Below are 26629 nucleotides of genomic sequence, written 5' to 3'. Positions count from 1 at the left end.
GCAGGCTGGCCGGGCACGCCGGCTCACCCCGGTGGGCGGGCAGGGGGTTGGCGTGTTCGGCGATCAGGGCGATCTTCACTGGAATGACTCCTTGGACACGGTCGGGATCGGTGTCCTGCATCGGTTGCCGCCCGAGGACCCCGGAGCGGGGAGGCGGGATCCGCGTGGCGAGTGGGCTGTCGGCGGGCCGGAGGCGTGCATGGCTGCGGCCGGGCCGACGGTCACGGGGAAGGCGAACACGGGGCCGCCCGGCCGTGCATGCGCACGTGCGGGGGCGGGAGCGTGTGCACGGGGCCGGAGCGTGCGCAGGCAGGGCACACGTGTGGTTCTGCTGCGGAGAGAGAAGGAGGAGGGAAGGGCAGACGCATGCGAGATCACACCAAACGACCGTTCGAGAGAGAGGAGGTCCGCGGGGCACACGCGCGGTGGCGCAGCCGGGGACCGGTCGTGTGTGTCTGCGTCTTAGACACCCAACGTCTGCCATTCTGCCATGGCTCCCCGAGGGGGACAACGTGACACCGTGTGGTCGTTCGCCCCGAACCCCTCTTCGGGGCTGTCCGTAATCCGGTCCTGGCCGGTCGGGGCGGGTGCCCGGGCCCAGGGCCGGAGGTCTCCTGCCGGGATGCGCTGCGCACCGTTACTGTCGGAGCGGGCGTGCGGCGTTCGGCCGGTCTCCCGCCGTTGCATTTCCGGGCGCGGAAAGCCGGGCGGGAACTGCGTATCCGGGTGTTTTCCGCCATGATGTACGCGGATTTTGACCGACTCCGGCGGTAGCTCGGTACGGTTGCAGAATCCAGACGTTGAACGGGACTCGACCAATGGTCCGGCGACATGTGCCGGGCAACCGGCCACGGCCGACGAAACGGAGGAAGGGCGTATGGGTGTCGCTGGTGGGGAAGTCATTGTCACCGCCCTCACGCACCGGGGCGCGGTCCGCCCTGCCAACGAGGACGCCATCGTCATGGGTGCTCTCACCGTCGCCGGCGCGAACATGACCGCGCCGGTCCGGTGTGTCCTCCCCGTCGGTGAACCCGTGATCCTCGCGGTGGCCGACGGCATCGGCGGCCAGGCGGCCGGCGAGATAGCCTCCGAGCACGCCGTGCACCGCATGGCCGAGGTGGGGGCCCGGTTGGAGGGCCCCGACCACGTCGCCCAGATCCTCGGCAACATCGACGAGGAGATCAAGGACCACGCCAAACAGCACACCGAGTTCTCCGGCATGGGGACCACGGTCGCGGGCGTGCTCCTCAACGGCGACGGCAACTTCTGGTTCAACGTCGGCGACTCCCGCACCTACCGCATCGAGGGCGGGCGGCTGCGCCAGCTCAGCGAGGACGACTCCCCGGCGCTTCCCCCGTCCGAGGACGGCCGCCCCGTCACCACGAACTTCATCACCCAGTCCCTGGGCGGCAGCTCCGGCGGCTCGATGGTCCCCCACGTGGGCCGGGACGAGGCGCCCGACCCCAGCGCCTGGCTGATGTGCAGCGACGGCCTCTCCGACCTGGTCTCCACCGATGAGATGGAACGCATGATGGCCGAGGCCGGCAGCGACGAGGCCGCCGTGCACGCGCTGTGGCAGGCGGCCATGGAGGGCGGCGGCAAGGACAACATCAGCATTATGCTCGCGCGCCGGGTCTGAGCCCCCGCGGAGACACACAGCCCCACCCAGCACATGACAGGACCCGGCCCCGCCGAGGGGAACCGGGTCCTGTGCTGTGTCCCGTGGGGCGAGTGCGCCTACTCGGTGCTCTTGCGCATGCGCACGGCGATCAGGATCACCGCGGCCAGCACCGCGACGGCGGCCGCGACGACGACCGCGACCGTCGTGCCGGAGACGCCGCCCTCGTCGGCGGCCTCCTCGGCACCGGTCTCCTCCGCTGCGTCGTCAGCGGCCTCTTCGCCCGCCTCCTCCTCGGCGGTCTCGTCCTGGGCACCTTCGTCTTCGTCGGGCGCGGCGGCGGCCGCGGCCTCCTCGGAGACGGAGAACGTCAGGGTGTCCTGGATCGGGTGGCCGTCGGAGGAGACGATCCGGTATCCGATCGTGTAGTCGCCGGGCTCGTCGAGCGGGTCGACCTCGGTGCTGACGTCGGGGCCGTCGAAGTCGAGGTCGCCGGTCTCGTAGGTGGTCTCCTCGTCCGGCCCGGTCACCGCGATCGCGTTGCCGTCACCGGTCTCGAGCGGGGAGTTGTTGAAGGTCAGCACGACCTCCTCGGGCACGGCGTCCAGGCTCTCGCCGTCCTCGGGCGAGGACGAGATGAGCACGTCGTGCGCCATCGCCGGGGCAGGGGCGAGGACGAGGGCGGCCGCTGTGAACGGGGCGAGGGTCAGGGCGGCCGCGCGGGCCGTGGTGTTCGGGGTGGTCATCTTCCTTCTCTCAGGGTCGATTCACGGCCGGAGCGCAGGTGCGTTCCGGTTCGGCACGGAAAGCGGCGCCGAACCGGGAGGCCCGCGTGGTCCGTGTGTGGAGAGATCGACCGTGGAGAGGGGTGGGACGTCCCGGTGGAGGGGACGGACGGTGGCCCGGGGCACGACCGGGATGCGGGCGTGCAGGCCCTGCGGGAGCCACCGTGTGAACAGGGAGGCCAGGGCCCACAGCGCGGCCTCGCCGTGCGCGAGCAGGGCCGCGGCCAGGAGCGCGGCCCACAGGTGCGCGAACAGCATCCCGGGCGCCAAGCCCAACACGTGGGTGAGCAGGCCGTGGCCGCTGTGGTCGGCGCCGGTGTGGAGGAGGCCGTGTGCGGCCCCGCCCGACCCCTGCAGGATCAGGTGGATGCCGACCTGGGCGGCGGCCATGACGGCGAAGATGTCGCCCATCCCGCGCATCGTGCGGGTGAAGAACAGCAGGACGGGGAAGAGGAATGCGGTCGCGGCGAAGAATCCGCCGCTCGAGGCCGGTTCGGGAGCCCAGAGGTTGTGTCCGCCGTAGGCCAGCCCGGTGGACGCACCGGCCAGGAAGGCGGTGCGCAGCGCATGGAGTGTGCCGTGGGCGGGTCGCACGGGATCGAACCTAGGCAATGCCCTGTGAGCCCGCAAGGGCTGTCCTCACGGGGACGGACCTCTCGCGAAGCAGAGCGGGGGCCGCCGGACGGCCTCGCGTCCGGCGGCCCGATGCCGTCGTCTCAGCTTGCCGGGGCGAGTTCGAGCCGCATGTAGCGGCGTTCCTCGGGGGTGGTGCCACCCCAGACGCCGTGCGCCTCACCGGCTCGCAGGGCCCACCGCAGGCACTCTTGGCGAACAGTACAACTGCGGCAGACGGCGACGGCCTGTTCTGTGTCGGCCTGCCCGATGCCGGTGCTGCTGACGGGAAAGAAGATCTCGGGGTCGTAGGAGCGGCAGTTGCCCTGCGCGACCCAGTCCTCGCTCTCGTGGTACAGGCGGTTCACGGGGCGCCTCCGATCCGTCGTGCTGATCCTGGCCCGTGCGGGGGACCCGCGGCGGGCGCAGAGAAGAGTCGTGGCCGCCGAACGGGTCTCGGGGCCGTCCGTGCGACGCGACCCAGTGTAGTACTACATGAGGTCGTACTACACGAAGTCTGCTCGAAAGTCGGGGCGAGGACAAGGACCTTCGGTGCTGGTCCCGGTGGTGTCCGCGGGCTTCTGAGGGGCGGGGGCGCTCCGGGGCGAGGGGGAGGTGTGGAGGGTGGAATCCCTGTGTGACGGGGGATTTTGCGTGCGGAACCCCTGCGCTGTTACCGGCGTGTGATGTACGCTGCAACCCTTGGGCCCGTTATGTCTCGAGGTTTCCACCGAATTGATGTGACTTAACGCACGCTTAATCTGCCTCCATGAAGCCCTATGTTTGACCGTGGCAGTTGTCGTCACGGCGTGACACTGGGTGCCGTTCGAGGGGCGAAAGCTCCTCGCGAGAGAGTCCGGATCCCCTGGTGAACGGGGCATGAGCTGGGCCGTTGACCCTCCGTCGCAGTGACCCCGTTGCACCGAGGGTGAACCCGAAGAGCTACCAAATAGGCTAGTCCTTCCCATTTTTGAGCCGTCCAAACATGTGCGCGCCTGCGGTCTGAAACTCTCTCGAGGATCGTTCGCTAAGTTCGATCGACGTGCCACATCAACGAACTGACCTCCATGCACGCGACCGGACCGACAACGGGGCCGCGGGCTCTGAGGCCACACAAGCCGCGGGCCTGGGAGGTGTGCAACTGTCGCACCCGTCCCCGGAGGACGGGCCGCACATGTGGCGGCTGGCGGGTGAGACGGGGATGGACGTGAATTCCCCGTACTCCTACACGCTCTGGTGCCGCGACTTCGCCCGATCCAGTGTCGTCGCCCGCGACGGCGACGGCCGGGTCGCTGCCTATGTCACCGGTTTCGTGCGCCCCGACAGCCCGGACACGTATTTCCTCTGGCAGGTCGCCGTCGACTCCGCGTACCGCGGACAGCGGCTGGCCCGCCGGATGCTCGACTTCATCGGCGACTCGATCGCCGATCAGGGCCTGCGCTACCTCGAAGCGACCGTGACGCCGGACAACACGGCTTCCCGGGCGCTGTTCGGCTCCTTCGCCAGGGACCGCGGTGCCGAGGCCGTGTGGAGTCCCCTCTTCGGGAGCGAACACTTCCCGCAGGACGGAACCCCGCACGAGCCGGAGGACCTTGTCCGAATCGGACCCCTCGGGGCCCGTCCGAGTCAAGAAGCGTGACTGACCATCCGCACCGGATCGACCGATCCTGAACCGCCCCGTCGTCCAAGCCACGAGCCCACGAACTTGGGGAAAGGAACCAAGGAACACACGATGGAGACCTTCCAGCGCCTCGAGTCCGAAGTCCGCGGATACTGCCGGAGCTGGCCTGTCGTTTTCGACAAGGCCCTCGGAAGCCACGTCTACGACGAGAGCGGCAAGCCCTACCTGGACTTCTTCGCCGGGGCCGGCTCCCTCAACTACGGGCACAACAACCCGGAGCTGAAGAGCAAGCTCATCGACTACCTGACCGACGACAAGATCGTGCACAGCCTGGACGCCTACAGCTCGTCCAAACGCGAGTTCCTGAAAACCTTCGAGGAGGTCATCCTCAAACCCAGGGGGTTGGACTACAAGGTCCAGTTCCCCGGCCCCGCGGGCAACAACGCCGTCGAGGCGGCTCTGAAGCTGGCCCGTAAGATCACGGGCCGCCAGACGATCATCAACTTCACCAACGGCTTCCACGGGATGACCCTGGGCGCCCTCGCGGTGACCGGTAACTCGATGAAGCGCGGCGGTGCGGGTGTCCCGCTCGACCACGTCGCCACGATGCCCTTCGACAACTACCTCGACGGGCAGACCCCCGACTTCCTCTGGCTGCGCGCGCTCCTCGAGGACAGCGGTTCGGGCCTGGACGCCCCCGCCGCCGTGATCGTCGAGACAGTGCAGGGCGAGGGCGGCATCAACGCGGCCAGCGCCGAGTGGCTGCGCGGGCTCGCCGACCTCTGCAAGGAGTACGGCATCCTCCTGATCGCCGACGACATCCAGATGGGCTGCGGCCGGACCGGCAACTTCTTCTCCTTCGAGGAGGCCGGCATCGTGCCCGACATCGTCACGCTGTCGAAGTCCATCAGCGGTTACGGCCTGCCGATGGCGCTCACGCTGTTCAAGCGCGAGCACGACGTGTGGGGCCCGGGCGAGCACAACGGCACCTTCCGCGGGTTCAACCCCGCTATGGTCACCGGTATCGAGAGCCTGCGCCGCTACTGGAGCGACGACTCCTTCTCCGAGTCCGTCAAGGCCAAGGGCGAGCTCGTCGCGGCCCGTCTCCAAGAGGTCGCCGCCGAGCACTCCGAGACCGGTGCGCACGTGCGCGGCCGCGGCCTGGCCCGCGGTCTGGCGTTCGAGCAGGCCGAGCTGGCCGACCAGGTCGCCGCCGAGGCCTTCGAGCGCGGTCTGCTGATCGAGACCTCCGGCCCGGAGGACGAGGTCGTCAAGCTGCTCCCGCCGCTGACCGCGACCGAGGCCGAGCTCACGGAGGGCCTCGACATCATCGCCGACGCGACCCGCGCCGCGGTGAAGCAGAGCCAGGCGGCCTAGGGTCTGTTTGGTGGACGCCTTCCGTTGCTCCGGCCGGCTACTGCGCCGCCAGGCGTCCGTCGAGGGCGGTGGCGGGTGACGGGCGGGCGCAGCCAGTGGTGCTGTCGCAAGGCCGAAGAAGGAGTCGGCCCGGATGTGCCGTCGACTGACGAGAACGCAGCGAGAGTGCCGCTGGGGCGCCGCGCAGCAGATGATCGGTGTTCACCAAACAGGCCTCAGGGCTCTTGAGCCGCTGCCGGCCGTACCCGGCCGGCGTGGGGGCCACGGGAATTTTTCCCAGGTGGCCCCCACTTTCTACTGACGGAACGGGGTCGGCCGGAGGAACCTGATCGCAGGGGCCACCGCCCGGCCCCGCACCGTGTCGACCACCACGCACGAGGCGCAGCAGCGCAATTGAGGAGTCAGCAGTGATCGTTCGCAGCATGGACGAGGTCAACGACACCGACGCCGACATCAAGACGGAGAACTGGCGCAGCCGTCGGATCGTCCTCGCCAAGGACAAGGTCGGCTTCTCCTTCCACGAGACCGTCCTGTACGCGGGCACCGAGTCGACCTTCTGGTACGCGAACCACATCGAGCTCGTGCACTGCATCGAGGGCGAGGCCGAGCTGACCAACGAGGAGACCGGGGAGAAGCACACCATCACCCCGGGCACCCTCTACCTGCTCAACGGTCACGAGGAGCACACCGTCCGTCCCAAGACCGACTTCCGTGTCCTGTGCGTGTTCAACCCGCCGGTGACCGGCCGTGAGGTCCACGACGAGAACGGCGTCTACCCGCTGGTCGTCGAGGACGACGCCGAGAACACCCCCGCGTAGTCGGCAACGCCGAGGCGTAGGGCGCATCCGCTCCGGGAGCGGGACCGAGGTAGACCTCGGTTCCGCTCTTGTCGTTTCCGGGGAGTTTCTACGCGGCAGTCCCGTGCCTGCCCCGTGCTCCGGAGCTTTCCTCCCGAACCGGCGCATTGGATTCCAATGTGCTCGCTCTTTCCTGTTCTGCGAGTTCCGTTCGTTTCTGAAGGCATTTGTGGCGAGTTCTTTGCGAAGCGACATGCGGTGGTGATTAAGCAGCGTTTAGTCGCCGCATAGGCAGAATGGGGGTTCTGAGACAGGGGGGACACTTGTGACCACGGTCCGAAGATGGGGGCTCCCGGCGTGGACCGCCCTCGCCATCGCACTCGTCGCGCTGACGGTGGGCCTGCACGTCGAACTGCGCGCGCACGTGTTCGGTGACGGTCTCCCGTTCTACCTCGGTTCCTGGGGCGCGATGCTGGTCGGCGGGGTGCTGATCTGGGCCCTGGCACGGGCACTGGGCGACCGCCGTGAGCTGGACGCGCGGGTCGTGCGTGCGTTCGTGGGGCATCCGCTCCGGATCGAAGTGGTGTGCCTCCTGGCTCTGCTGGCGGGGTTCCTGCTGTCGATGATCGCGCTGACGTGGCTCTTCAACGTCTTCGAGACCGAGGTCGGTGCCGATCTGGCGATGTCGGTCTCGCTCGTGTGCAGGGTGTTGTTCCTGTTCACGCTGCCGGTGCTGATCCTGGACCGCTCCGGGGTCACCATCGACGGCCGCGGTGCACAGATGCCCAGCATCGCCCTCAAGGTGCGCGAACCGTGGCGGTGGAACGGCCTGATGCCGGTCCTGGTGTCCCTGGCGCTCATGGCGGTGCTGTTCCTCCCCCACACCGGGTACCCGGGCGCGAGCATGGCACTGCTCGGGTTCCTGTGCGCGTTCGCCGTCATCTCGCTCTGCGAGGAGGTCTTCTTCCGGGCCATGCTCCAGACGCGTCTCGAGTACTACATGGGACGGTGGGGCGGGATCGTGGCGACCTCGGTGGTCTTCGCGGTCACATACGCGCTCGTCCAGAGCTTCGACGCTGTCTCACAGCTGCCCGGCGACGACCTCGTCCATGACACCGGCCTCGCCATGCTGACCTATGCGGCGGCCGGGCTGTTCTACGGGTACCTGTGGGCGTGCTTCCGCAACCTCTGGCTCAACGTGCTCATGCGGATCGGGGTATTCATGGTCCTGATACCGCCGGACCTGACTTTCGGCATCGTCGAAGTATTGTGACGACGGCCCCTCCGGCCGGCCCTTCGTTTTCTTCTGTTTCCGGTGGTGGGGGAAGCCCCTCGTGGTCCGAGCTGTCCGGTTCGGGCGCTCGTGCGTTCGCCCGGGTGGGGGCAGAGGTCACTTTCCGGCCGTCTCCCTCACACACGGGCGTCACCGGGACGTTCCGCAACGGCGGGAGTCTGGCCACGGTGAGCACGGAATCGATCCCCGCACCCCGGACCGTCACCGACCAACTGCCCTCCGACCGGTTCATGGACCGTGAGGAAGGGTGGCTCCGGTTCAACCAGAGGGTTCTCGAACTCGCCGAGGACGAGAACATCCCCTTGCTGGAACGCACCGGTTTCCTGGCCATCTTCGCCGGCAACCTCGACGAGTTCTTCATGGTTCGCGTGGCCGGGCTCAAACGCCGCGAGGCCACCGGGCTCTCCGTCGCCTCCGCGAGCGGCCATCACCCGCGCGACCTGCTGGAACGCATCTCGGAGGTCACGCACGAGCTCATGCTCCGGCAAGCGGGCTGCTTCGTGAGCTCGGTCGCCCCGGCCCTGGCGGAGGTGGGCATCCGGATCCTGCGCCGCAACGAGCTCGACCGGGCCGAACGCGACTTCCTGCACGGGTACTTCCACCGGAACGTCTACCCGCTGGTCACCCCGTTCGCGGTCGACTCCGCGCACCCGTTCCCCTACATCTCCGGGCGCTCGCTCAACCTCGCCGTCACCGTGCGGGACCCGCGTGACGGACGGCGCATGTTCGCCCGCGTGAAGGTGCCCAGCGCCCTGCCGCGGTTCATCGAGCTCGAGACCGCGGGCGGCGGCCGTTTCGTCCCGGTCGAGGACGTCATCGCCGCGCACCTGCCGCAGCTGTTCGAGGGCATGCACATCGTCGAGCACCACGCGTTCCGGGTCACCCGCAACGCCGACCTCGAGGTGGACGAGGACGAGACCGACGACCTCGTGCACTCCTTGGAGAACGAGCTCCTGCGCCGCCGCTTCGGCCCGCTCGTGCGCCTGGAGGTGGAGCAGGACATCAGCGACGAGGTCCTGGGCGTCCTCACCGCCGAACTCGGTGCCCAGGAGGAAGAGATCCACCGACTCCCCGGCCCGCTCAACCTGGCCGGGCTCGCGCAGATCGCCGACCTCGACCGGCCCGAACTGCGCTACCCGCCGATGGTCCCGGTCGAACCGCAGGCCCTGACCTCCGGGGACCTCTTCGCGGCCGTCCGTGCGCGCGAGGTCCTCGTGCACCACCCGTACGAGTCCTTCGCCACGAGCACCGAACGGTTCCTGGCCCTGGCCGCCAGCGACCCGGCAGTCGTCGCCGTCAAACAGACGCTGTACCGCACCAGCGGCGACTCACCCGTGGTCGAGTCGCTCATCGATGCGGCCCGCGCCGGCAAGGAGGTCGTCGTGCTCGTCGAGGTCAAGGCCCGGTTCGACGAACAGAACAACATCGAGTGGGCCCGCAAGCTCGAGGGGGCCGGCTGCCACGTCGTCTACGGCGTCGTCGGGCTCAAGACCCACTGCAAACTGTCCATGGTCATCCGCAAGGACGACGACGGGGTCCTGCGCCGCTACTGCCATGTCGGCACCGGCAACTACAACCCGGCGACCGCGCGCGTCTACGAGGACCTCGGTCTGTTCAGCGCCGCCTCCGACGTGGGGCAGGACGTCAGCGACCTCTTCAACAGCCTCACCGGTTTCTCCCGCAAGCTGCACCACCGGAGGCTCATGGTCGCCCCCGCCGCCCTGCGCGAGGGCCTCGTGCAGGGCGGCGGGGAGATCGAACACGCCCTCGCCGGGCGGCCCGCGCGAATCCGCATCAAGGTCAACTCGCTCGTCGACGAGGAGTTCATCGACGCGCTGTACCGCGCCTCGCAGGCAGGCGTCGACATCGATCTGTGGGTGCGCGGCAGCTGTGTTCTCCGGCCCGGGGTCCCGGGGCTGTCCGACCGGATCCGGGTGCGCAGCATCCTCGGGAGGTTCTTGGAGCACTCGCGGGTGTTCGTCTTCGAGGGTGACGGAGACCCCGACGTGTGGATCGGCAGCGCCGATCTCATGCCCCGCAACCTCGACCGCCGGGTGGAGGCCCTCATCCGGGTCTCCGACGGCGAACATCGGCGGCGCCTCATCGGGCTCATGGACTCGGCGATGGACGACGGCACGATGTCGTGGCACCTGGAGCCCGACGGTTCCTGGACCCGGCACACACGCGACGCCGACGGTCGGCGCCTGACCGACCTGCAGGACACCCTGCGCGGCGACCGCCGGCTCCGGGTGGTGGAGCACGCGTGAAAGGCGAGCACAGCACCCCCGACGGGATCCGTGTGACCAGTGCCTTCCCGACGCGCGAGACCGCGGTGGGCGGTTACCTCGAACCGATCCGCGCGGGCGGGGCGGTCCTTTGGCGCGAGGCCCGCGGCGGCGGGCGCGAGGTCGTGCTGGTGCGCCGCCCCGACCGCGGCGACTGGACCCTGCCCAAGGGCAAGCTCAAGGGCGGTGAGCACATCATCACCGGGTCGGTGCGCGAGGTGGTCGAGGAGACCGGGGTGACACCGGTCCTGGGCCGGCGCCTGCCGCCGCAGCGGTACCTCAAGGACGGCTGGCCCAAGCAGGTGGAGTGGTGGGCCGCCACCCCCGCGGATCCCAGCGCGGAGCCGGCCCGCGAGCCCGACGACGAGATCGACCTGGTCGAGTGGGTGCCCCTGGAGGAGGCGCGCACGCGGATGACCCACGAGCACGACGTGCGTGTGCTCGACAACTTCCGCGCCGGCCCGGTCCGGACGTTCCCGGTGGTGCTCGTGCGCCACATGTCGGCCGGGGACAAGCGCGCATGGAGCGGCAACGACCTCTTGCGCCCCCTCGACGACCGGGGGCGTGCCGACGCGCTGGCCCTGCCGCGGTTGCTGTCGCAGTACGGCCGGCCGAGGTCGGTCTCCTCGGCCGCCGCGCGCTGCACGGAGTCGCTGCTGCCCTACACGGTCGAGTGCGACGTCCCAGTGCAGACCGAGCGCGCGCTGACGGTGCGGCCGACCGGGCGTTCCCACGACATCGACGAGGCCCGCGCCGCCTTCGCCGGGCTGCTCGACCGGTGCGAACCCGTGGTCGTGTGCACGCACGGCGAACTCGTGCCGCACCTCATGGCCGAGGCCCTGGACCGCCTGGGCGCGCCCGTCACCCAGCAGCTCGGCCTGCGCAAGGGGTCGCTGTGGGTTCTCCACGTGTCAGCGGACGGCTGCGTCCTCGCCGGCGCCGAACGCCACACCGTCCGGCCGTTCAAGGGCGGTGGCGGGTGACGGTCGGAGCCGAGCGGAGGCTCGAATCAGCTCCTGGCAGACTGGGCGCATGGCCACGCACAAGGTTTCCCGCACCATCGACGTCGACGCCCCCGCATCGGTGGTCTTCGACATCATCGCCCCCCCCCCCCGCCACTCCGAGATCGACGGGTCCGGTTCGGTTGGCGGACCGACCTTCGGCCCCGACCGCCTGGGGCCCGGTGCCCGGTTCGGGGTGGACATGCGTATGTTCGGCGTCCCGTACCGGATGAGCAACGAGGTCGTGGAGTTCGAGGAGGGGCGGCTCCTGGTCTGGAAGACCAAGGGCCCGCAGCGCTGGGGGTACGAGCTCCGAGCGCTCCCCGACGGCGGCACCCGGGTCCGGGAGACCTTCGACTACTCCCGCGGCCCGTCGTTCTTCTACGCACTGACCGGGTTCCCCCGCAAGAACGCCGAGGCGATCGAGCAGACCCTGCTGCGCCTGCGAGAGATCGCCGAGGCCGAGAACCGGGGCTGACCCTGGCCCGACCGGTGGTATGCCTCCTGGAAAGTTCCGGTCACACGGAGATCTCCGAGATGTCCTAGAGTTCGGCGAGGGCCCGCGCCCCGCGGCTCCCCCCTCTGAGCCGTGAGCGCCGCGGTCGGGCCCGCCCGTCAGTCGACTCAGGGAGCAGTGGTGGGAACAACCTTCGGTGACGTGTGGCAAGAGGTCCTCACGGTCCAGCCCGAGCCGGAGCGGTGGATCGTCGTCGGTGCCGCGGTGTTGGCGCTGGCGGCGGTCGTGCTCGGCCCGACCTGGCGCGTGGGCCGCAACGTCGTCACCATCGCGCACGAGGGCGGGCACGCTCTCGTGGCCCTGCTGAGCGGCCGTCAGCTCACCGGGATCCGGTTGCACTCCGACACCTCCGGGGTGACGGTCTCCCGCGGAAGGCCGACCGGTCCGGGCATGATCCTGACGGTGTTCGCCGGCTACGTCGCGCCGTCCGTGGTGGGCCTGCTCGGCATCCTCATGCTCATGGCCGACCGGATCACGGCGCTGCTGTGGCTGAGCATCGTGCTGTTGGCGCTGATGCTGGTGATGATCCGCAACGTCTACGGCGTGGTGTCGATCGTCGCGACGGGTGCGGTGGTCTTCGGCGTGAGCTGGTACACCGAACCGGAGGTACAGGCGGCGTTCGCCTACGTCTTCATCTGGTTCCTGCTCTTCGCCGGCGTGCGCCCGGTCTTCGAGCTCCAGTCGCAGCGCATGCGCCAGCCCTCGCCCCACTCCGACGCCGACCAGCTGGCCCGGCTCACGGGCCTGCCGGGCACGCTGTGGGTGGTCGTCTTCGCCCTGGTCAACCTCGGTGTGACCGGTCTGGGCGTGTGGCTGTTGCTGCTGCAGTGACAGCGCCGGGCGGTCGGCAGGGCACCGGGCCGGCCGTTCTGTTCCGCCCTGGCCCTACTGGGAGTTGGGCGCGGTGAGAGCCTCGGTGACGGTGCCGAAGACCGGGATGCGGGTGTCCAGCGAGGTCACGCGCAGCGTCTGCATCACCCGGTGGGCCGGCGCGGCCACGGCCAGGAGCGCCTGCTGCTCCTTGGCGGTCTTGTGCGCCCGGATCAGGACCCGCAGGCCGCTGGAGTCGATGAACCGCAGCTCCGTGCAGTCGAGCACGACCCGGCCGTGCGGCTGGGTCGTGAGAGCTTCGGTGACCGCCTCCTGGAAGCGGCTCTCGGTGGCCATGTCGATCTCCCCGTTCAGCGCCAGGACACGCCCGGACGAATGCAGGGTGGAGGAGATGGTCAGGTCGGGCATTGCGACTCCGGCGAGTTCGGGACGTGCCCGATCGGTCGACGCGGCCGGGAGAACACCGTTCCAGGTGCTCGTGTCGGCCACTGCTTTCGGAGTGTTACCGGGAAGGCCAAGCTGTCGGTTCATCTGGTTCCTCGCGTGGTGCCCCGGGCCGGGGTCGGGGACGGAACGCTGTCGTCTCCTGGTCTGTCTGGGCAAGCGCGGCTGCCCGTCGAACGATCGGTTTCCGGCGGAAGTTCCGCCGGGGTCCCGGGCGGGCGGTCGGCCCGCGGTGTGCGCGGACCCGGTCGGCGCGATGCCTCTTTCAGAACCCAGAGCCCTCCCGTGGGGGTGGGCATTCCCCTTCCGCGGCCAGTTGGAGGTTCCGGACGGACGGCGGGGGCCGTTCCGTGCGGGGTCCGGGGATGGTGGGTCGACGGCCGCCCTCGGATGGTACTTGGTACCGACCGTGTGGCCAAGAGTGCCGTCCAGCCCCGGACTGTACCACAGCGCTGTGGCCGTTTCGTGACGTGAGTGACGCATGGTCGTGCTCGCGCGTTTCTCTTCGTTCTGCTCGGTGTGACGTCGTTCATGCCCGTGTTGCGTCGGCGATCGGAACGGAACTCTCGGCGGCCTCCTCCTCGCGCGCCTGCGTCGCCCACACACACGCCGACAGCGTCAGCGGGACCGCCACCGTCAATGCGATCGCCGGGATGGCCACGCCCGAGTCGTTGGCCGCGAACCCCACCAGGGCGCACACGAGCGAACCCGTGAGTCCCGCACGGAGCATCGGCGCATCCTCGTAGGCCCGCTGAAGTGCCCCGATGCGCCAGTTCCGGGGCCGCCTGAGCACCAGGAACAGGAAGACCAGCGCACACCCGGCCAGCAGGGTCAGCTGCCAGTTCCCCAGCGTGCCCAGCATCGATGTGAGCTTGCGTGTGAGCACCGCAACGGCGTCCCCGCCCGTCACCTGTGCCGCGAAGGCCCCGAAGTGGCTGCGCTCGTTCACCGGCCGCAGGAAGTCCCACCAGGAGAGCAGGGCGATCGATCCCAGCGCGAGCGCCGCAATGCCGAACACCCTGGGGAAGGTGAAGCGCACTCCTGCGATCATCATCACCGTCACCGCCACACCGGCCAGTTCCACCGCGGCGAGGGAGACCCCGTCGAGGCGGTCAGCGGTCAGGTCGGCCGGGTCGGACAGGTAGTGGTCGACGTGGCCCCGGTCGTCGGCCGCGCCCGGACCCACCGCCAGGGTCGTGCCGCCGGCCTCGCTCACGGTCTGCCCCAGGAGACCGACGGGGGCGGCGAACTCCGAGGCCCGGTTGTCGTCCGCGAACGAGTCGAAACCGGGTACGGACGCGCCCGACCCGTTGCTCTGGGGGTGGGTGCCGGCTCGCACGCGGCTACCTCGCGTTCGGCGAGCGCCCGCTGTCCGGCCGAGACGGTCAGCCACCCGTCGGTCGGGCAGGTACGGGGCGTCGCGCTGCGGATGGAGACGTTGCCGATGGAGGCCTCGCCCGCGGTCTCCCACAGATGAGGGGTGGTGTCGGGGGAGACATCGGATCACAGCAGGCCCGGGACCCCCACGACCACCACCGGGGCCGGCCCGGAGGGCGCTGCTGCCGCCGGTGCCGCGCCCAGGAGCAGCAGCGCCGACCACAGCAGCGGGAGGAGGGGACGCAGGACCTGCGCTCCGGCCCTCCCCGCCGTGGCCCGTCGCCCCTCCGCCATGGCCCTGTTCCCCTCGTGTGCAGCGTTTTCGGCGGCTCACGATAGTGATCGGGGCCCCTCGTACGGGGGAAAGCGGCGTTTTCGGGCCTCTGCGGATCAGACCGGGTCGATGCCCCATTCCTTCAGAACCCGGGCGGTGTCGGGCTGCGGTGTCGCCCGCGTGACCCGGCCGGGTGTGCGGTCGAACCGGGGTGCGGGGCCGGCGACGATCCTGCCGTCGTCCTCGCGCGTGAGGCTGCTGCGGGCTGCCACGTGCGGGTGGTCGGGGGCCTCGCCGGGGGAGAGGACCGGCATCACGCAGGCGTCGGTGCCGTCGAAGACCTCCGCCCACTCGTCCCGGGTACGCGTGCGCAGGACCTCGGCGAACCTGGCTCGCAGGGCCGGCCAGGAATCGCGGTCCCACTGGCCGGGCAGGTCCTCGCCGGCCAGCCCGGCGCCCTCCAAGAACGCTGCGTAGAACTGCGGCTCGATACAGCCGACCGACACGTGGAGGCCGTCGGCGCACTCGTAGACGTCGTACCAGGGTGCGCCGGTGTCGAGGTAGTTCGTTCCGCGCTCGTCGCTCCAGCCGCCCCGGTGTCGGTCCTCGAGCATCATCGAGAGCAGGAGTGAACTGCCGTCGACCATGGCGGCGTCCACGACCTGCCCGCGGCCGGAGGTCTGGCGTTCCACGAGCGCGCTGAGCACGCCGGTGACCACGAACATGGTGCCGCCCGCGAAGTCTCCGAGCAGGTTGATCGGGGGTACGGGGGCCTCATCGGCGCGGCCGATCGAGTGCAGGGCGCCGTTGAGGGAGACGTAGTTCATGTCGTGGCCGGCGGTGTGGGCGAGCGGCCCGTCCTGGCCCCAGCCGGTCACGCGCGCGTAGACCAGGCGCGGATTGAGCTCGAGGGCGTCCTGGGGGCCCAGGCCGCGGCGTTCCAACACCCCGGGCCGGAACCCCTCGAGGAGGACGTCCGCGCGTGAGACGAGGTCGCGGGCCAGCCCCAGGCCCTCCTCGGACTTGAGGTCTGCGGCCATGACGGTGCGTCCCTCGCTCATGTGCGGTCCGGGCGCGCCGTCGTTCATGGCGTCGGCGGCCGAGGGGCGGTCGAGGCGGATGACGCTCGCACCCAGGTCGGCCAGGAGCATCCCGGCCATGGGTGCGGGACCGATCCCGGTGAACTCGACGACGCGGATTCCGTGCAGGGGGCCCGTGCCCATTGGCGCTCTCCTTGAGTAGAACGAGATTCGGTTTCATTGTGCCGGGTGGAGGTGTCCCGCGTCACGCCGACCCCTCCTCGGGGTGCCACGCGGGTGCTGTTCCGTGGCAGGGGAGGGGCCGGGAGTGGCCCCGGACCCGACCGAAAGGGCGAACGGGGCGGACGGTGCATCCCGTTCCCGGGTTTCGGCCAAGTCCGCGATCCAATTCGGTGGGGGTGTTAATGTGCAGGCGAAGTGGGGCTTCCACCCGCCCCCGACATTTCTTGTCACTCCAGTCCCTCGGAAGGGCACCTCCCGTCATGTCCGGAACCCGTACCCCCAGGCGCCGTCGTGCCGGCGCGAGCCGCGAACGCCGCCTCAAACCCGCGATCCTCATCGCCGGAGGTGCCGCCCTGGCCCTGGTCGCCGTGGGCGGCGGGACCGCCTACGCCATGGACGACGGCGTCACCCTCGACACCGACGGCGACCAGCAGTCCGTGCGCACCCTGGGCGGCGGCACCGTCCAGGACGTGCTCGACGCCGCCGACGTCACCCTCGACGAGGACGACGCCGTCGCGCCCTCCCCCGACACCGAGGTCGCCTCCGGTGACCACGTCGTCGTGCGGTCCCAGCGCGACCTGACCGTCGAGCTCGACGGGCGCGAGATCTCCGGCGGCGTGCACGCGGCCACCCTGGAGGAGGGCCTGCCGCAGCTCGGACTCGACCTCGAGGGCGTCGACATGTCGGAGGACCCCGACACCGAGATCCCCGAGGACGGCCTGGCCGTGACCGCCGAGCAGGCGCCCCGGATGGCGGTCATGTACGACACCGTGCGCACCGAGGTCCGCACCACGGGCGAGACCGTGCAGGAGGTGCTCGACGCCGCGGAAGTCCAGGTGGGAGAGCACGACATCGTCCGTCCCGGGCTCGACGAGGCCGTGAGCCCCGACACCGTCGTCGACATCACGCCCGTGCTGGACGAGCCGGTCGTCGAGGAGGTCCCCATCGAGGCCGAGGAGGAAGAGGAGGAGGACCCCGACCTGCCCGAGGGTGAGCGCGAGGTCGTCACCGAGGCCGAGGACGGCGTCAAGGAGGTCACCACCGCGACGATCCTCCACCACGGACAGGAGCGCGAGTACGAGCTCGACGAGGAGGTCGTCACCGAGCCCGTCGACGGCCTCGTCAAGATCGGCACCCAGGAGGAAGAGGGCACCCCGCCCGAGGGCGGCGGCGACGCGGCCGACCTCAACTGGGCCGGTCTGGCCGACTGCGAGTCCGACGGCGACCCGAACGCGGTGAACTCCGCGGGCGGCTACTACGGGCTGTACCAGTTCAGCGAGGAGTCCTGGCAGTCCGTCGGCGGTACCGGCCTGCCCTCCGACGCCGACGCGGACGAGCAGACCCAGCGCGCCCAGCAGCTCTACAACGACGTGGACGGCGACTGGCAGAGCCAGTGGCCGACCTGCGGGGTCCACCTCCACGAGTGAGACGGCGGTGCCGGGGCCCGCGAGCCCCGGCACACGACGTTCGCCCCTCCGGGCCACGGCCCTCGCGGTCCCCGGCACGGCCTGCGAGCGTGCACCGAAGGCGGCGCCCCGGGTCCGGTCCTGCGGGGATGGCAAGATATGGGGGTGACACAGACACCCGAACCCGACCCTGCCGACCGCTCCCGCCTGCTCACGCCCGCCGACGTGCGCACGCTCGCCGAGCGGTTCGGTGTCCGGCCCACCAAGACCCTGGGCCAGAACTTCGTGATCGACCACGGCACCGTCCGCCGCATCGTCCGCGTGGCCGGCGTCGACGAGGAGGACGTGGTCGTCGAGGTCGGGCCGGGCCTCGGATCCCTCACCCTCGCCCTCCTACCGCACGTGCGCCACGTGACCGCGATCGAGGTCGACCCCTCACTGGCCGAGGCGCTCCCGGGAACCGTCGCCGACCACGCCCCGGACCTCGCCGACCGGCTCACCGTGGTTCCGGCCGACGCCATGCGCGTCAAGGAGGTCCCCGGACCGGAACCCACCGCCCTGGTGGCCAATCTCCCCTACAACGTGTCCGTGCCGGTCCTGCTCCACCTGCTCGAGCTCCTGCCCGGCATCCGCCGTGTGCTCGTCATGGTGCAGTCCGAGGTCGCCGACCGCATCACCGCGCGGCCCGGAGGCCGCATCTACGGGGTGCCCTCGGCCAAGATCGCCTGGTACGCGGACGCCCGTCGTGCCGGGGCGGTGGGGCGCAACGTCTTCTGGCCCGCCCCCAACGTCGACTCCGGCCTGGTGGAACTGGTCCGCCGCCCCGAACCCACGACCTCCGCCACCCGCGAGGAGGTCTTCGCGGTCGTCGACGCCGCCTTCGCTCAGCGCCGCAAGACCCTGCGCGCCGCGTTGTCCGGGTGGGCAGGGTCCGCGCCCGCCGCAGAGGAGGCCCTGCGCGGTGCCGGCGTCGACCCGCGGGCGCGCGGAGAGTCGCTCACCGTCGAGCAGTTCGCGGCCATCGCGGAGCATCGTCCTTCCTGAGCCGCACTCGGGCTCGGGCCGGCCGCGGCCCCGTGGCACTGTCGGAACGGACGGGGCGGTCCTGTGCACCCCACCGGTCTCCGCCGCCCCGCACTCACGCCGACGGCCGCCGAGCGCCGACCCTCTCCGGCTCGCTCGACGGCCGTCCGTGCCCCTCACCGGGACGCCCGGGGCCGATCCGGGGCAGGTCCAGGAAGCCGGGCCCGCTCACGAACACGCGTCAGTCCTCCTGCGCCGCCCCCGGATCGCGGTCCGCGGTCCCGGTTTCCTCGGCCGGGGCCCTGCGCGACATCCGCCGGGCCGTCGCGGCCAGCGCCAACCCCACCGCGAGCGCCGGGAGCACCCACCACACCGGGAACGACCAGTCACCGGTCCCGCGCAGGACGAAGGCGAGCGCCAGCCCCACGAACAGCAGGCCGGCGACCATCGACCCCCAGTCAGTTCCCCGAGCGGCCATGCTCCACCTCCACGTGCCCGACGTAGGAGTCGGTCCTCAGATTGATCACCGGCGGTCCGGCTTCCCCACCGTCGGCGTCGCCGCTCTCGGCGTCGTCACCTTCGGCCCCATCGCCGTCCGCATCCGCTTGGCCTTCCTCGACGGGTTCGTACACTCGGTGGAAGTCCACGTCCGCGCCGGAGGGCCCGGAGTCCCCGTCCTGCTGGATCCCGCCGAGCCCCACCCACGAGGTCATCTCCACCCGGGCCTGCTCGGGCAGGAGCACCTCTGTGTGGCCGTTGACCGCCACGTGCACGTCGACCTCCTCGCCCGGTTCCAGATCGTGCAGCATCCGCAGGTCCATGACCCCGCTGCCCAACGTCACCCTGTGGTCTTCCTCCTCCAGCTCGGCGACGGTGTGCGGCTCCCAGGTCGCCGAGCCGATCCGCGTCAGGTCGGTCACCGAGGCGGTAGCCGCCAGCAGGCTCAGCACGATCCCCAGGAACCAGAGCCCGGACGGGTTGCCCCACCAGGTGCCCACGATCGCGAGGACCCCCACGAGGGCGAGCGCCCCGGCCATGAAGAACACCCCCGTGTCGGGGCCGATGAGCAGCTGCGCGACCTCGCCGCTCCAGATCGACGTGCCCCACCCGAGGAAAAGCATCGGGGTGAGGACCGCGGCCGCGATGAGCACCCACCACACCGCCGAGGCGAGCGGGAACCCCTGCGGGTCCTGCCCCTGCTCCGCCCCCTCGGTGTCCCGGGCCTCCTCCGGCCCGCCCTCGTCGTCCTCCTCGTCGTGCTCCACCTCCTGGGACGAACGCTGCGCGACCACCGCCAGGTCGACCGGCCCGGGTGAGGCCGATGCCCACGGCTGGGCCGGGTTGTAGTAGGAGGGGGCCGGTTCCGGCACGGGCGCCGCCGGCGCGGGTTCCGTCCGGCGCATCTCGCTGCGCAGACCCAGGAAGGTCGCCCGCAGGTCCACCCCCCGGTTGCGCGCCGACAGCAGTCCGATGATGAGCGGGGTGGCCAGGACCATCGTCCCCCACCCGAACCCGCCGACCAGGCTCATCGCCGTAGCCGACGCCAGCCCCACGGCCAGCAGCTTCAGTACGACCGCGGACGGGAACGCCCTGTTCAGCATCTGCTCCAGGGTCGAAGGTCCGCCCCCGGTGTCGCGCATGAGCATCCACGCGGCGACGTAGAGCAGCACCCCCGTCGCGCCCGCGAACGCCGTCAGCACGAACGCGGCCCGCCACACCACCGGGTCCACCCCCGTGTACGCACCCAGCCCCGAGCACACACCCGTGAGCACACGGTCCTCGCCCTTGCGCAGCTCCGGCTCGGGCCCGGGGGCCGGACCGGACGGATCAGCAGGGCCCGGCGGATCCCCGCCCTCGGGCGCCCCGGAGCTCGGAGTCTCAGCCATCTCGCCCTTCTTTCCAGCGGCACCGCCGTTCCGGCAGCGGTAACAGCACCATCGTCGCCCAGCAGCTTCCCCGTACGCATCGGGGACGACCCTGACACCGCCCCTGACCTGCCCCACGAATCGGCCAGGGCCGTGCCCCGATGACCGCTTGGGCCCGCACCGTGCATTCTTGGTATGACGCCCCGGCGCACGGGCGGGGGCGCCCCGGACGAGCGACGACGGAAGCGGTGATCGGGCGGTGGCACAGGCGCCCACCCACACCCCGCGGTACACCCGCGCGGTGCACGGAAGACTCCTGGCCGGTGTGGCCTCCGGTATGGCCCGCCACCTGCGGGTCGACCCGGTCGTCGTGCGGCTGGCGTTCATGGCGCTGTCCATCGGCGGGGTCGGCATCCCGATCTACATCGCCCTGTACTTCTTCGTGCCCGAGGAGGAACCCGCGGAGGGGGAGGAGGGCCCCGACCACCAGCGCAAGGGGCGCGAGGTCTCCCAGCTCATCGCCTACACCGCTCTCGCACTGGGCCTGGGGCTGCTGTTCCTGCTGTTCGGGGGCGTGTTCGACCCGCTCCTGTGGTTCATGGTGTTCGGGACCCTGGGCGCCGTCATCCTGTGGCAGCAGGCCAACCCCGCCCAGCGCGACGAGTGGATGACCACGAACGTCGTCCCGGTCGGGCGCAAGGCCCTGATGCGCGCGGGCGCGGGCGTGCTGCTCATCGTCGTCGGTGTCATCGGGTTCCTCGTCTTCCAGGAACAACTCCAGAACGCCCGCGCGGGCCTGACCTTCGCGTTCACCATCATCGCCGGGATCGCCCTGGTCGCCGCCCCCTGGATCATCGGCCTGGTGCGCGAACGCGACGAGGAACGCCGCGAACGCATCCGCAACGCCGAGCGCGCCGAGCTCGCTGCGCACATCCACGACTCCGTCCTGCACACGCTCACGCTGATCCAGCGCCGCGCCGACGACCCCCGCGAGGTCCAGCGCCTGGCCCGCGTGCAGGAACGTGCGCTGCGCAGCTGGCTGTACCAGCGCCCCGCCGACGCGGAGACCACCGTGCGCCCCGGCCTCGAGCGGGTGGCCGCCGAGGTCGAGGAGGAACACGGTGTCCCGATCGAGGTCGTGTGCGTGGGCGACTGCGACATCGACGACGGGCTCAGCGCGATGCTCCGCGCCGCCCGCGAGGCCATGGTCAACGCCTCCAAGTACGCGCAGGCCGACGCGATCTCGGTCTTCGGCGAGGTCGAGGAGGACGAGGTGCTCGTGTTCGTGCGCGACCGCGGTGTCGGGTTCGATCTGGAGCGGATGCCCGAGGACCGCATGGGGGTGCGCGGTTCGATCCTCGGCCGGATGGAACGCCACGGCGGCTCCGCGCGCGTGCGCACCGAACCGGGCGAGGGGACCGAGGTCCAGCTCCGTATGCCCCGCATCCCGAACCTGTGAGCCCGTGCACCATGGAGCCCGGAACCGGGTCACCCGGCCCCGCGGAGGACGGCCCCGTGCACCCCGAGGGACCCGGTCGCGACCGGAACCGGACAGTCGGAACCGAGGCCGCGGCGCCTGTGGGTAGGGTCCACAGTGTGGACGACGACAAGAGCAGCCCCAGCTTCAGTGAAGGCGGCGCGGTGCCCCGCGTCGTGATCGTGGACGACCACCGCCTCTTCCGCAGCGGCGTGCGCGGCGAACTCGGTGACGCCGTCGAGGTCGTGGGGGAGGCCGGTGACGTCGACGGCGCAGTGCACGTCATCGCGGAGAAGCAGCCCGACCTCGTGCTCCTGGACGTCCACCTGCCCGGGGGCGGCGGCGTCGAGGTGCTGCGGCGGGTCCTGGCGCGGCAACCGCAGGTGAGGTTCCTGGCCCTGTCCGTCTCCGACGCGGCCGAGGACGTCATCGGGATCGTGCGCGGCGGTGCCCGGGGTTATGTCACCAAGACCATCTCCGGCCGCGAGCTCGCCGACGCCATCGTGCGGGTGGCCGACGGCGACGCGGTCTTCTCGCCCCGGCTGGCCGGGTTCGTGCTCGATGCGTTCTCCGCGACCGACGCCCCGCCGGTCGACCCCGAACTCGACCGCCTCACCCAGCGCGAGCGCGAGGTCCTGCGGCACATCGCGCGCGGGTACGCGTACAAGGAGGTCGGCAAGGAGCTGTTCATCTCCGTCAAGACGGTGGAGACCCACGTGTCGTCGGTGCTGCGCAAGCTCCAGCTGTCGAACCGGCACGAGCTCAGCCGTTGGGCGACCGCGCGCCGCCTGGTCTGATCGGACCGAGCCGCCGCTGGTGCACGGCCCGCACACGAGAGCGCCCGCCCCCGTCGAGGGAGGCGGGCGCAGCTGTGCTCGGGCCCCTTGCGTCAGGCTTCAGCGCAGCGCGTCGAGCATCAGCCGCAGGAACTCCGCATCCGCGACCGAGGTGACGACCCGTACCGGCCTGCGCTCGTCCGTGCTGGGCACCGGGCGCCGGTCGGCCACGGTCATGCCGCGGGTCAGAGTTCCGGCCGTCTCCACCCGGATCGGCGCCTCGAAGGAACCGGTGACCAATCGTGGGTCGACCAGCACCGCGGCGGCCAGCGGATCGTGCATTGCACATTGGCGCACGCCGTAGATACGGGAGTAGAAATCCGCGTAGAAGTCCAGGAACCCCGTCGTGTGCTGTGCCTTGTCCCCGGGTACCAGCGCCAGCTCTGCCAGCCACTCCGGGGTGGCGACCGTTCCCATGGTCACGTCCAGTGCGACCAGGTCCAGGTCGAAACCGGCACCGAACACCGTCTCGGCCGCCTCCGGGTCGTTGACGATGTTGGCCTCGCCGTGCGGGCCGACGTTGCCGGGGGTACTCACCGCACCGCCCATCACGACCAGCTTGCGCACCAACTGCGGCAGCTTCGGTTCCATCCCCACGGCCACGGCCAGGTTCGTGAGCGGCCCCACCGCGAGCACGTCCAGCTCGCCCGGGTTCTCCCGGGCCAGGCGCACGAGCAGTTCGGGTGCCGACTCCATCTCCGGCTTGCGCGCCGGCTCGGGCAGCTCCACGTCGCCGAGCCCGTTCGCACCGTGCACGTGCGGGGCCAGGCGCGGCTCCTGCACGAGCGGACGCGCGCATCCCACGGCCACAGGGACGTCGGGGCGCCCGTACAGCTCCAGGAGCCGCAGGGCGTTGTCGGCCGTGACCTCGACGGCGTTGTTGCCGAAGACCGCACCGACCCCGGCGATCTCCACGTCGGGCCGGGCAGCCAGGTAGGCGAGAGCGACCGCGTCGTCGATCCCCGGGTCGCAGTCGACGAAGACGCGCATGGTCAAGGAACCCCCAGAAGGTGCTGCTGCGGTCCCGCGCCGGGACCTGGACCGAACCAGCTTAGGAGTCCGGGCGAACCCGTTGTGCCCAGGGGCCTCACACCCACGAGGGTGCCCAGGTCGTGCCGGTGCCCGCGCTCCGTCCCGCTGCGGCCGATCGCGCTCCGGACCGGACCGTCCCCGGCCGCCCGTAACCTGGAGGGCGTGTCGTCCCAAGAGCAGCTTCTCGAAGGTCTGAACGGTCCCCAGCGCGACGCCGTCACGCACGGTGGAAGTCCACTCCTGATCGTGGCCGGCGCCGGCTCGGGCAAGACCCGTGTCCTCACCCACCGCATCGCCCACCTCATGGCCGAACGCGGTGTGCGCCCCGGTGAGATCCTCGCGATCACCTTCACCAACAAGGCGGCGGCCGAGATGAAGGAGCGCATCCAGGCCCTCCTCGGAGCCCGTGCCGCCAACACCATGTGGACGATGACCTTCCACGCCGCGTGCGTGCGTATCCTGCGGCGCGAGGGCCACCGCCTGGGGTACCCGAGCAGCTTCACGATCTACGACTCGAACGATTCCCAGCGGCTCATGCAGCTCGTCTGCAAGGAGCTCGACCTGGACCCGAAGCACTACCCGCCCCGGTCGTTCTCCGCCCAGGTCTCCAACCTCAAGAACGAGCTCGTCGACTACGACACCTTCGCCGAGCAGGCACAGAACGAGCAGGAGAAGAAGCTCGCCGAGGCCTACCGCCTCTACCAGACCCGCCTGCACGAGGCCGGGGCCGTCGACTTCGACGACCTCATCATGGTCACCGTCAATCTGCTCCAGATGTTCCCGGACGTGGCCGAGCACTACCGGCGCCGGTTCCGCCACGTGCTCGTCGACGAGTACCAGGACACCAACCACGCCCAGTACGTGCTGGTGCGCGAACTCGTCGGCACCGACGAGGACCCGGACAGCGCCACTGTTCCACCCTCGGAACTGTGCGTGGTGGGCGATGCGGACCAGTCGATCTACGCCTTCCGCGGGGCGACGATCCGCAACATCCTCGAGTTCGAACGCGACTTCCCGAACGCGCGCACGATCCTGCTGGAGCAGAACTACCGTTCCACCGAGACGATCCTGACCGCCGCCAACGCCGTCATCGACCGCAACGAGGGGCGGCCGGCGAAGAAGCTGTGGTCGGAACAGGGACAGGGCAGCGCGCTGGTCGGTTACGTGGCCGACAACGAGCATGACGAGGCCGGCCACGTCGCCGGCGAGATCGACCGGCTCACCGACGAGGAAGGCGTGCTGCCCTCGCAGGTCGCGGTCTTCTACCGCACCAACGCGCAGTCCCGCGTCTTCGAGGACGTCTTCATCCGCACCGGGCTGCCGTACAAGATCGTCGGCGGAGTGCGCTTCTACGAGCGCAAGGAGATCCGCGACGTCCTCGCCTACCTGCGGGTGCTCGCCAACCCCGAGGACACCGTCAGCCTGCGGCGCATCCTCAACGTGCCCAAGCGCGGCATCGGCGCCCGCGCCGAGGAGGCCGTAGAGCTCTTCGCCGCCAGGGAACGCATCTCCTTCTCCCGGGCCCTGCGCCGCGTCGACGAGATCCCCGGCATTGCCAAGCGTTCCGCCAACTCCGTGCGCGACTTCGTGGCTCTGCTCGACGAGCTCGCCGCGCTGGTGCCCGACAACAGCCCCGCGGACATCGTCGAGGCGGTCCTCAGCAAGACCGGGTACCTGTCGGAGCTCGCCGGTTCCAAGGACATCCAGGACGAGACCCGGGTGGAGAACCTCGAGGAGTTCGTCGATGTCGCCCGCGAGTTCGAGAGCACATTCGCCTCCCTCGTGGCGGAGGAACCGCCCGAGGAGGAGGACGGCGAGCCCGTCACCGACCCGGGCGACCCCACCCTCGTGGACTTCCTCGAACGTGTGGCGCTGGTCGCCGACACCGACCAGATTCCGGAGGAGGACGACGAGGGCGGCGTGGTCACCCTGATGACCCTGCACGCCGCGAAGGGGCTGGAGTTCCCCGTCGTGTTCCTCACCGGGCTCGAGGACGGGGTCTTCCCGCACAATCGCACGCTCGGTGACAAGCAGCAGCTCGAGGAGGAGCGCCGTCTCGCGTACGTGGGGCTGACCCGCGCGCAGGAGAAGCTGTACATCAGCCGGGCCGCGGTGCGCAGCGCCTGGGGCACGCCTTCGTACAACCCGGCGTCGCGATTCCTGGACGAGATCCCCTCCGACCTCGTGGAGTGGAAGCGTGAGGAGTCCACCCTGGCTCCGCCGCCCAGCCGGGGCCTCGGGGGCGGGTTCGGNGCCCCGGGGGGGCCCCCCCCCGCCAGTCCGCGCCGGCCGCCCCGACCCTGAGCGTCGGCGATCTGGTCAACCACGACTCCTTCGGGATGGGCCGTGTCGAGCTAGTCGAGGGCGGCGGGGACAAGACCAAGGCCCGCGTCGACTTCGGAGCCGACATCGGGGAGAAGGACCTCATGGTCAAGTACGCCCCGATCCAGAAGCTCTGACTCGGATCCGCGGCGTGGGCGGGCCCGGCAGCCGGTTTCCCCCGACCTCGACCGCGACGGTCCTCGGGTGACACGTGCCGTGTCATGCTGCTCGCGTGGCTACCGGTGGCGTTCTCACCGCTGTGTCGTTCGGCCGGGAATAGCACAGGGGAGGCACGTGTTGGCCCCGGCAGAAGGCTTCGATACGTGCCGATCGGGGCGGGTGTGGTCTCGCGAGACGGGTGTCCGATCCGGTGTAGGCCACGCCACGGACGGGTTTCCCCGAACCCGTCACGAGCACTCCGGCACGGGGGTACAGTGGAGTCAACCGAGCGAAACGAACGCAGATCCTGCGGGCGTGCCGGTTCATCCCTTTTCTTCAGGTTCACCGTCTTGAGCACTGCTCGCGGCATGTAAACTCGAAGAGTTGCTCACCGAAACCCACCGGGCCCGAGCG

The 26629-nt window shown here is 70.4% G+C and carries 22 protein-coding genes and 2 pseudogenes; 14 read left to right on the top strand and 10 right to left on the bottom strand.

Features of this window, described 5'->3' with window-relative positions:
* Positions 1–877 precede the first annotated feature (877 nt).
* A complete protein-coding gene (locus tag D474_RS0124770; RefSeq protein WP_017616172.1) occupies positions 878–1639 on the top strand; it encodes a PP2C family protein-serine/threonine phosphatase in 762 nt (253 codons plus the stop codon).
* A gap of 98 nt (positions 1640–1737) precedes the next feature.
* Here the strand turns inward: D474_RS0124770 and D474_RS0124765 are convergent, their stop codons facing one another.
* The 3 genes from D474_RS0124765 to D474_RS0124755 form a co-directional block, all read right to left on the bottom strand.
* A complete protein-coding gene (locus D474_RS0124765; protein WP_017616171.1) occupies positions 1738–2364 on the bottom strand; it encodes a copper resistance CopC family protein in 627 nt (208 codons plus the stop codon).
* A 21-nt stretch (positions 2365–2385) separates the two neighbouring features.
* Entirely contained in the window at positions 2386–2997 is a 612-nt protein-coding gene (locus D474_RS0124760) for a hypothetical protein (RefSeq protein ID WP_017616170.1), read from the bottom strand.
* 122 nt (positions 2998–3119) lie between these two features.
* Positions 3120–3383, bottom strand: coding sequence for a WhiB family transcriptional regulator (locus D474_RS0124755; RefSeq protein ID WP_017616169.1), 264 nt, complete (start codon positions 3381–3383; stop codon positions 3120–3122).
* A gap of 767 nt (positions 3384–4150) precedes the next feature.
* Between D474_RS0124755 and ectA the strand changes: the two genes are divergently transcribed.
* From ectA to D474_RS0124715, 8 genes are all read left to right on the top strand, one after another.
* Positions 4151–4654, top strand: coding sequence for a diaminobutyrate acetyltransferase (gene ectA / locus D474_RS0124750; protein ID WP_083931976.1), 504 nt, complete (start codon positions 4151–4153; stop codon positions 4652–4654).
* A 93-nt stretch (positions 4655–4747) separates the two neighbouring features.
* Positions 4748–6013 carry a diaminobutyrate--2-oxoglutarate transaminase gene (ectB, locus tag D474_RS0124745; protein WP_017616167.1) on the top strand — a complete coding sequence of 422 codons (1266 nt, stop codon included), beginning with the start codon at positions 4748–4750 and terminating at the stop codon, positions 6011–6013.
* Positions 6014–6420: 407 nt separating this feature from the next.
* Entirely contained in the window at positions 6421–6831 is a 411-nt protein-coding gene (locus D474_RS0124740; RefSeq protein ID WP_017616166.1) for an ectoine synthase, read from the top strand.
* 304 nt (positions 6832–7135) lie between these two features.
* On the top strand, positions 7136–8083 hold the full coding sequence (locus D474_RS0124735) for a CPBP family intramembrane glutamic endopeptidase (RefSeq protein ID WP_017616165.1): 948 nt from the start codon (positions 7136–7138) through the stop codon (positions 8081–8083).
* 188 nt (positions 8084–8271) lie between these two features.
* Entirely contained in the window at positions 8272–10371 is a 2100-nt protein-coding gene (locus D474_RS0124730) for an RNA degradosome polyphosphate kinase (protein WP_017616164.1), read from the top strand.
* Positions 10368–11372, top strand: a complete 1005-nt coding sequence (locus D474_RS0124725; RefSeq protein ID WP_017616163.1) for an NUDIX hydrolase — start codon at positions 10368–10370, stop codon at positions 11370–11372. The genes D474_RS0124730 and D474_RS0124725 overlap by 4 nt, the downstream gene beginning before the upstream one ends.
* Before the next feature lie 49 nt (positions 11373–11421).
* Positions 11422–11868, top strand: a complete 447-nt coding sequence (locus D474_RS0124720; RefSeq protein WP_017616162.1) for an SRPBCC family protein — start codon at positions 11422–11424, stop codon at positions 11866–11868.
* Between the two features lie 159 nt (positions 11869–12027).
* On the top strand, positions 12028–12738 hold the full coding sequence (locus tag D474_RS0124715) for a M50 family metallopeptidase (RefSeq protein ID WP_017616161.1): 711 nt from the start codon (positions 12028–12030) through the stop codon (positions 12736–12738).
* A 54-nt stretch (positions 12739–12792) separates the two neighbouring features.
* Here the strand turns inward: D474_RS0124715 and D474_RS0124710 are convergent, their stop codons facing one another.
* The 4 genes and pseudogenes from D474_RS0124710 to D474_RS0124695 form a co-directional block, all read right to left on the bottom strand.
* Positions 12793–13146: an STAS domain-containing protein gene (locus D474_RS0124710; RefSeq protein WP_017616160.1), complete on the bottom strand. Its 354-nt coding sequence runs from the start codon at positions 13144–13146 to the stop codon at positions 12793–12795.
* A gap of 565 nt (positions 13147–13711) precedes the next feature.
* Positions 13712–14260: pseudogene (locus D474_RS34485) on the bottom strand (hypothetical protein); the annotation flags it as partial.
* 425 nt (positions 14261–14685) lie between these two features.
* The gene (locus tag D474_RS34480; protein ID WP_017616158.1) at positions 14686–14853 is read right to left on the bottom strand and encodes a hypothetical protein; all 168 of its coding nucleotides are present in this window, start codon (positions 14851–14853) and stop codon (positions 14686–14688) included.
* Positions 14854–14949: 96 nt separating this feature from the next.
* On the bottom strand, positions 14950–16056 hold the full coding sequence (locus D474_RS0124695; RefSeq protein ID WP_017616157.1) for a CaiB/BaiF CoA transferase family protein: 1107 nt from the start codon (positions 16054–16056) through the stop codon (positions 14950–14952).
* A gap of 299 nt (positions 16057–16355) precedes the next feature.
* Between D474_RS0124695 and D474_RS0124690 the strand changes: the two genes are divergently transcribed.
* Positions 16356–17522 carry a ubiquitin-like domain-containing protein gene (locus D474_RS0124690; protein WP_017616156.1) on the top strand — a complete coding sequence of 389 codons (1167 nt, stop codon included), beginning with the start codon at positions 16356–16358 and terminating at the stop codon, positions 17520–17522.
* 138 nt (positions 17523–17660) lie between these two features.
* Positions 17661–18545: a 16S rRNA (adenine(1518)-N(6)/adenine(1519)-N(6))-dimethyltransferase RsmA gene (gene rsmA / locus D474_RS0124685; protein WP_017616155.1), complete on the top strand. Its 885-nt coding sequence runs from the start codon at positions 17661–17663 to the stop codon at positions 18543–18545.
* Positions 18546–18765: 220 nt separating this feature from the next.
* On the opposite strand, the gene D474_RS0124680 is transcribed toward rsmA, so the two are convergent.
* A complete protein-coding gene (locus D474_RS0124680; RefSeq protein ID WP_017616154.1) occupies positions 18766–19002 on the bottom strand; it encodes a hypothetical protein in 237 nt (78 codons plus the stop codon).
* Positions 18983–20410 (bottom strand): PspC domain-containing protein, encoded by a 1428-nt coding sequence (locus tag D474_RS0124675; RefSeq protein WP_017616153.1) that lies wholly within the window; start codon positions 20408–20410, stop codon positions 18983–18985. The genes D474_RS0124680 and D474_RS0124675 overlap by 20 nt, the downstream gene beginning before the upstream one ends.
* A gap of 238 nt (positions 20411–20648) precedes the next feature.
* On the opposite strand from D474_RS0124675, the gene D474_RS0124670 reads away from it, so the two are divergent.
* Positions 20649–21848, top strand: a complete 1200-nt coding sequence (locus D474_RS0124670) for an ATP-binding protein (protein ID WP_017616152.1) — start codon at positions 20649–20651, stop codon at positions 21846–21848.
* 137 nt (positions 21849–21985) lie between these two features.
* The gene (locus D474_RS0124665) at positions 21986–22663 is read left to right on the top strand and encodes a response regulator (protein ID WP_026118778.1); all 678 of its coding nucleotides are present in this window, start codon (positions 21986–21988) and stop codon (positions 22661–22663) included.
* A 99-nt stretch (positions 22664–22762) separates the two neighbouring features.
* Here D474_RS0124665 and D474_RS0124660 read toward each other — a convergent pair whose 3' ends face one another.
* Positions 22763–23692 carry a nucleoside hydrolase gene (locus tag D474_RS0124660; protein ID WP_017616150.1) on the bottom strand — a complete coding sequence of 310 codons (930 nt, stop codon included), beginning with the start codon at positions 23690–23692 and terminating at the stop codon, positions 22763–22765.
* A gap of 204 nt (positions 23693–23896) precedes the next feature.
* On the opposite strand from D474_RS0124660, the pseudogene pcrA reads away from it, so the two are divergent.
* Positions 23897–26193, top strand: a pseudogene (gene pcrA, locus D474_RS29980) (DNA helicase PcrA).
* The last annotated feature ends 436 nt before the right edge of the window (positions 26194–26629 follow it).

This window comes from Nocardiopsis salina YIM 90010 (assembly GCF_000341025.1).
In the GTDB taxonomy this organism is placed as follows: domain Bacteria; phylum Actinomycetota; class Actinomycetes; order Streptosporangiales; family Streptosporangiaceae; genus Nocardiopsis; species Nocardiopsis salina.
The sequence above is the reverse complement of the archived record's forward strand: the minus strand, read 5'-3'. Positions and strand labels throughout refer to the sequence as shown.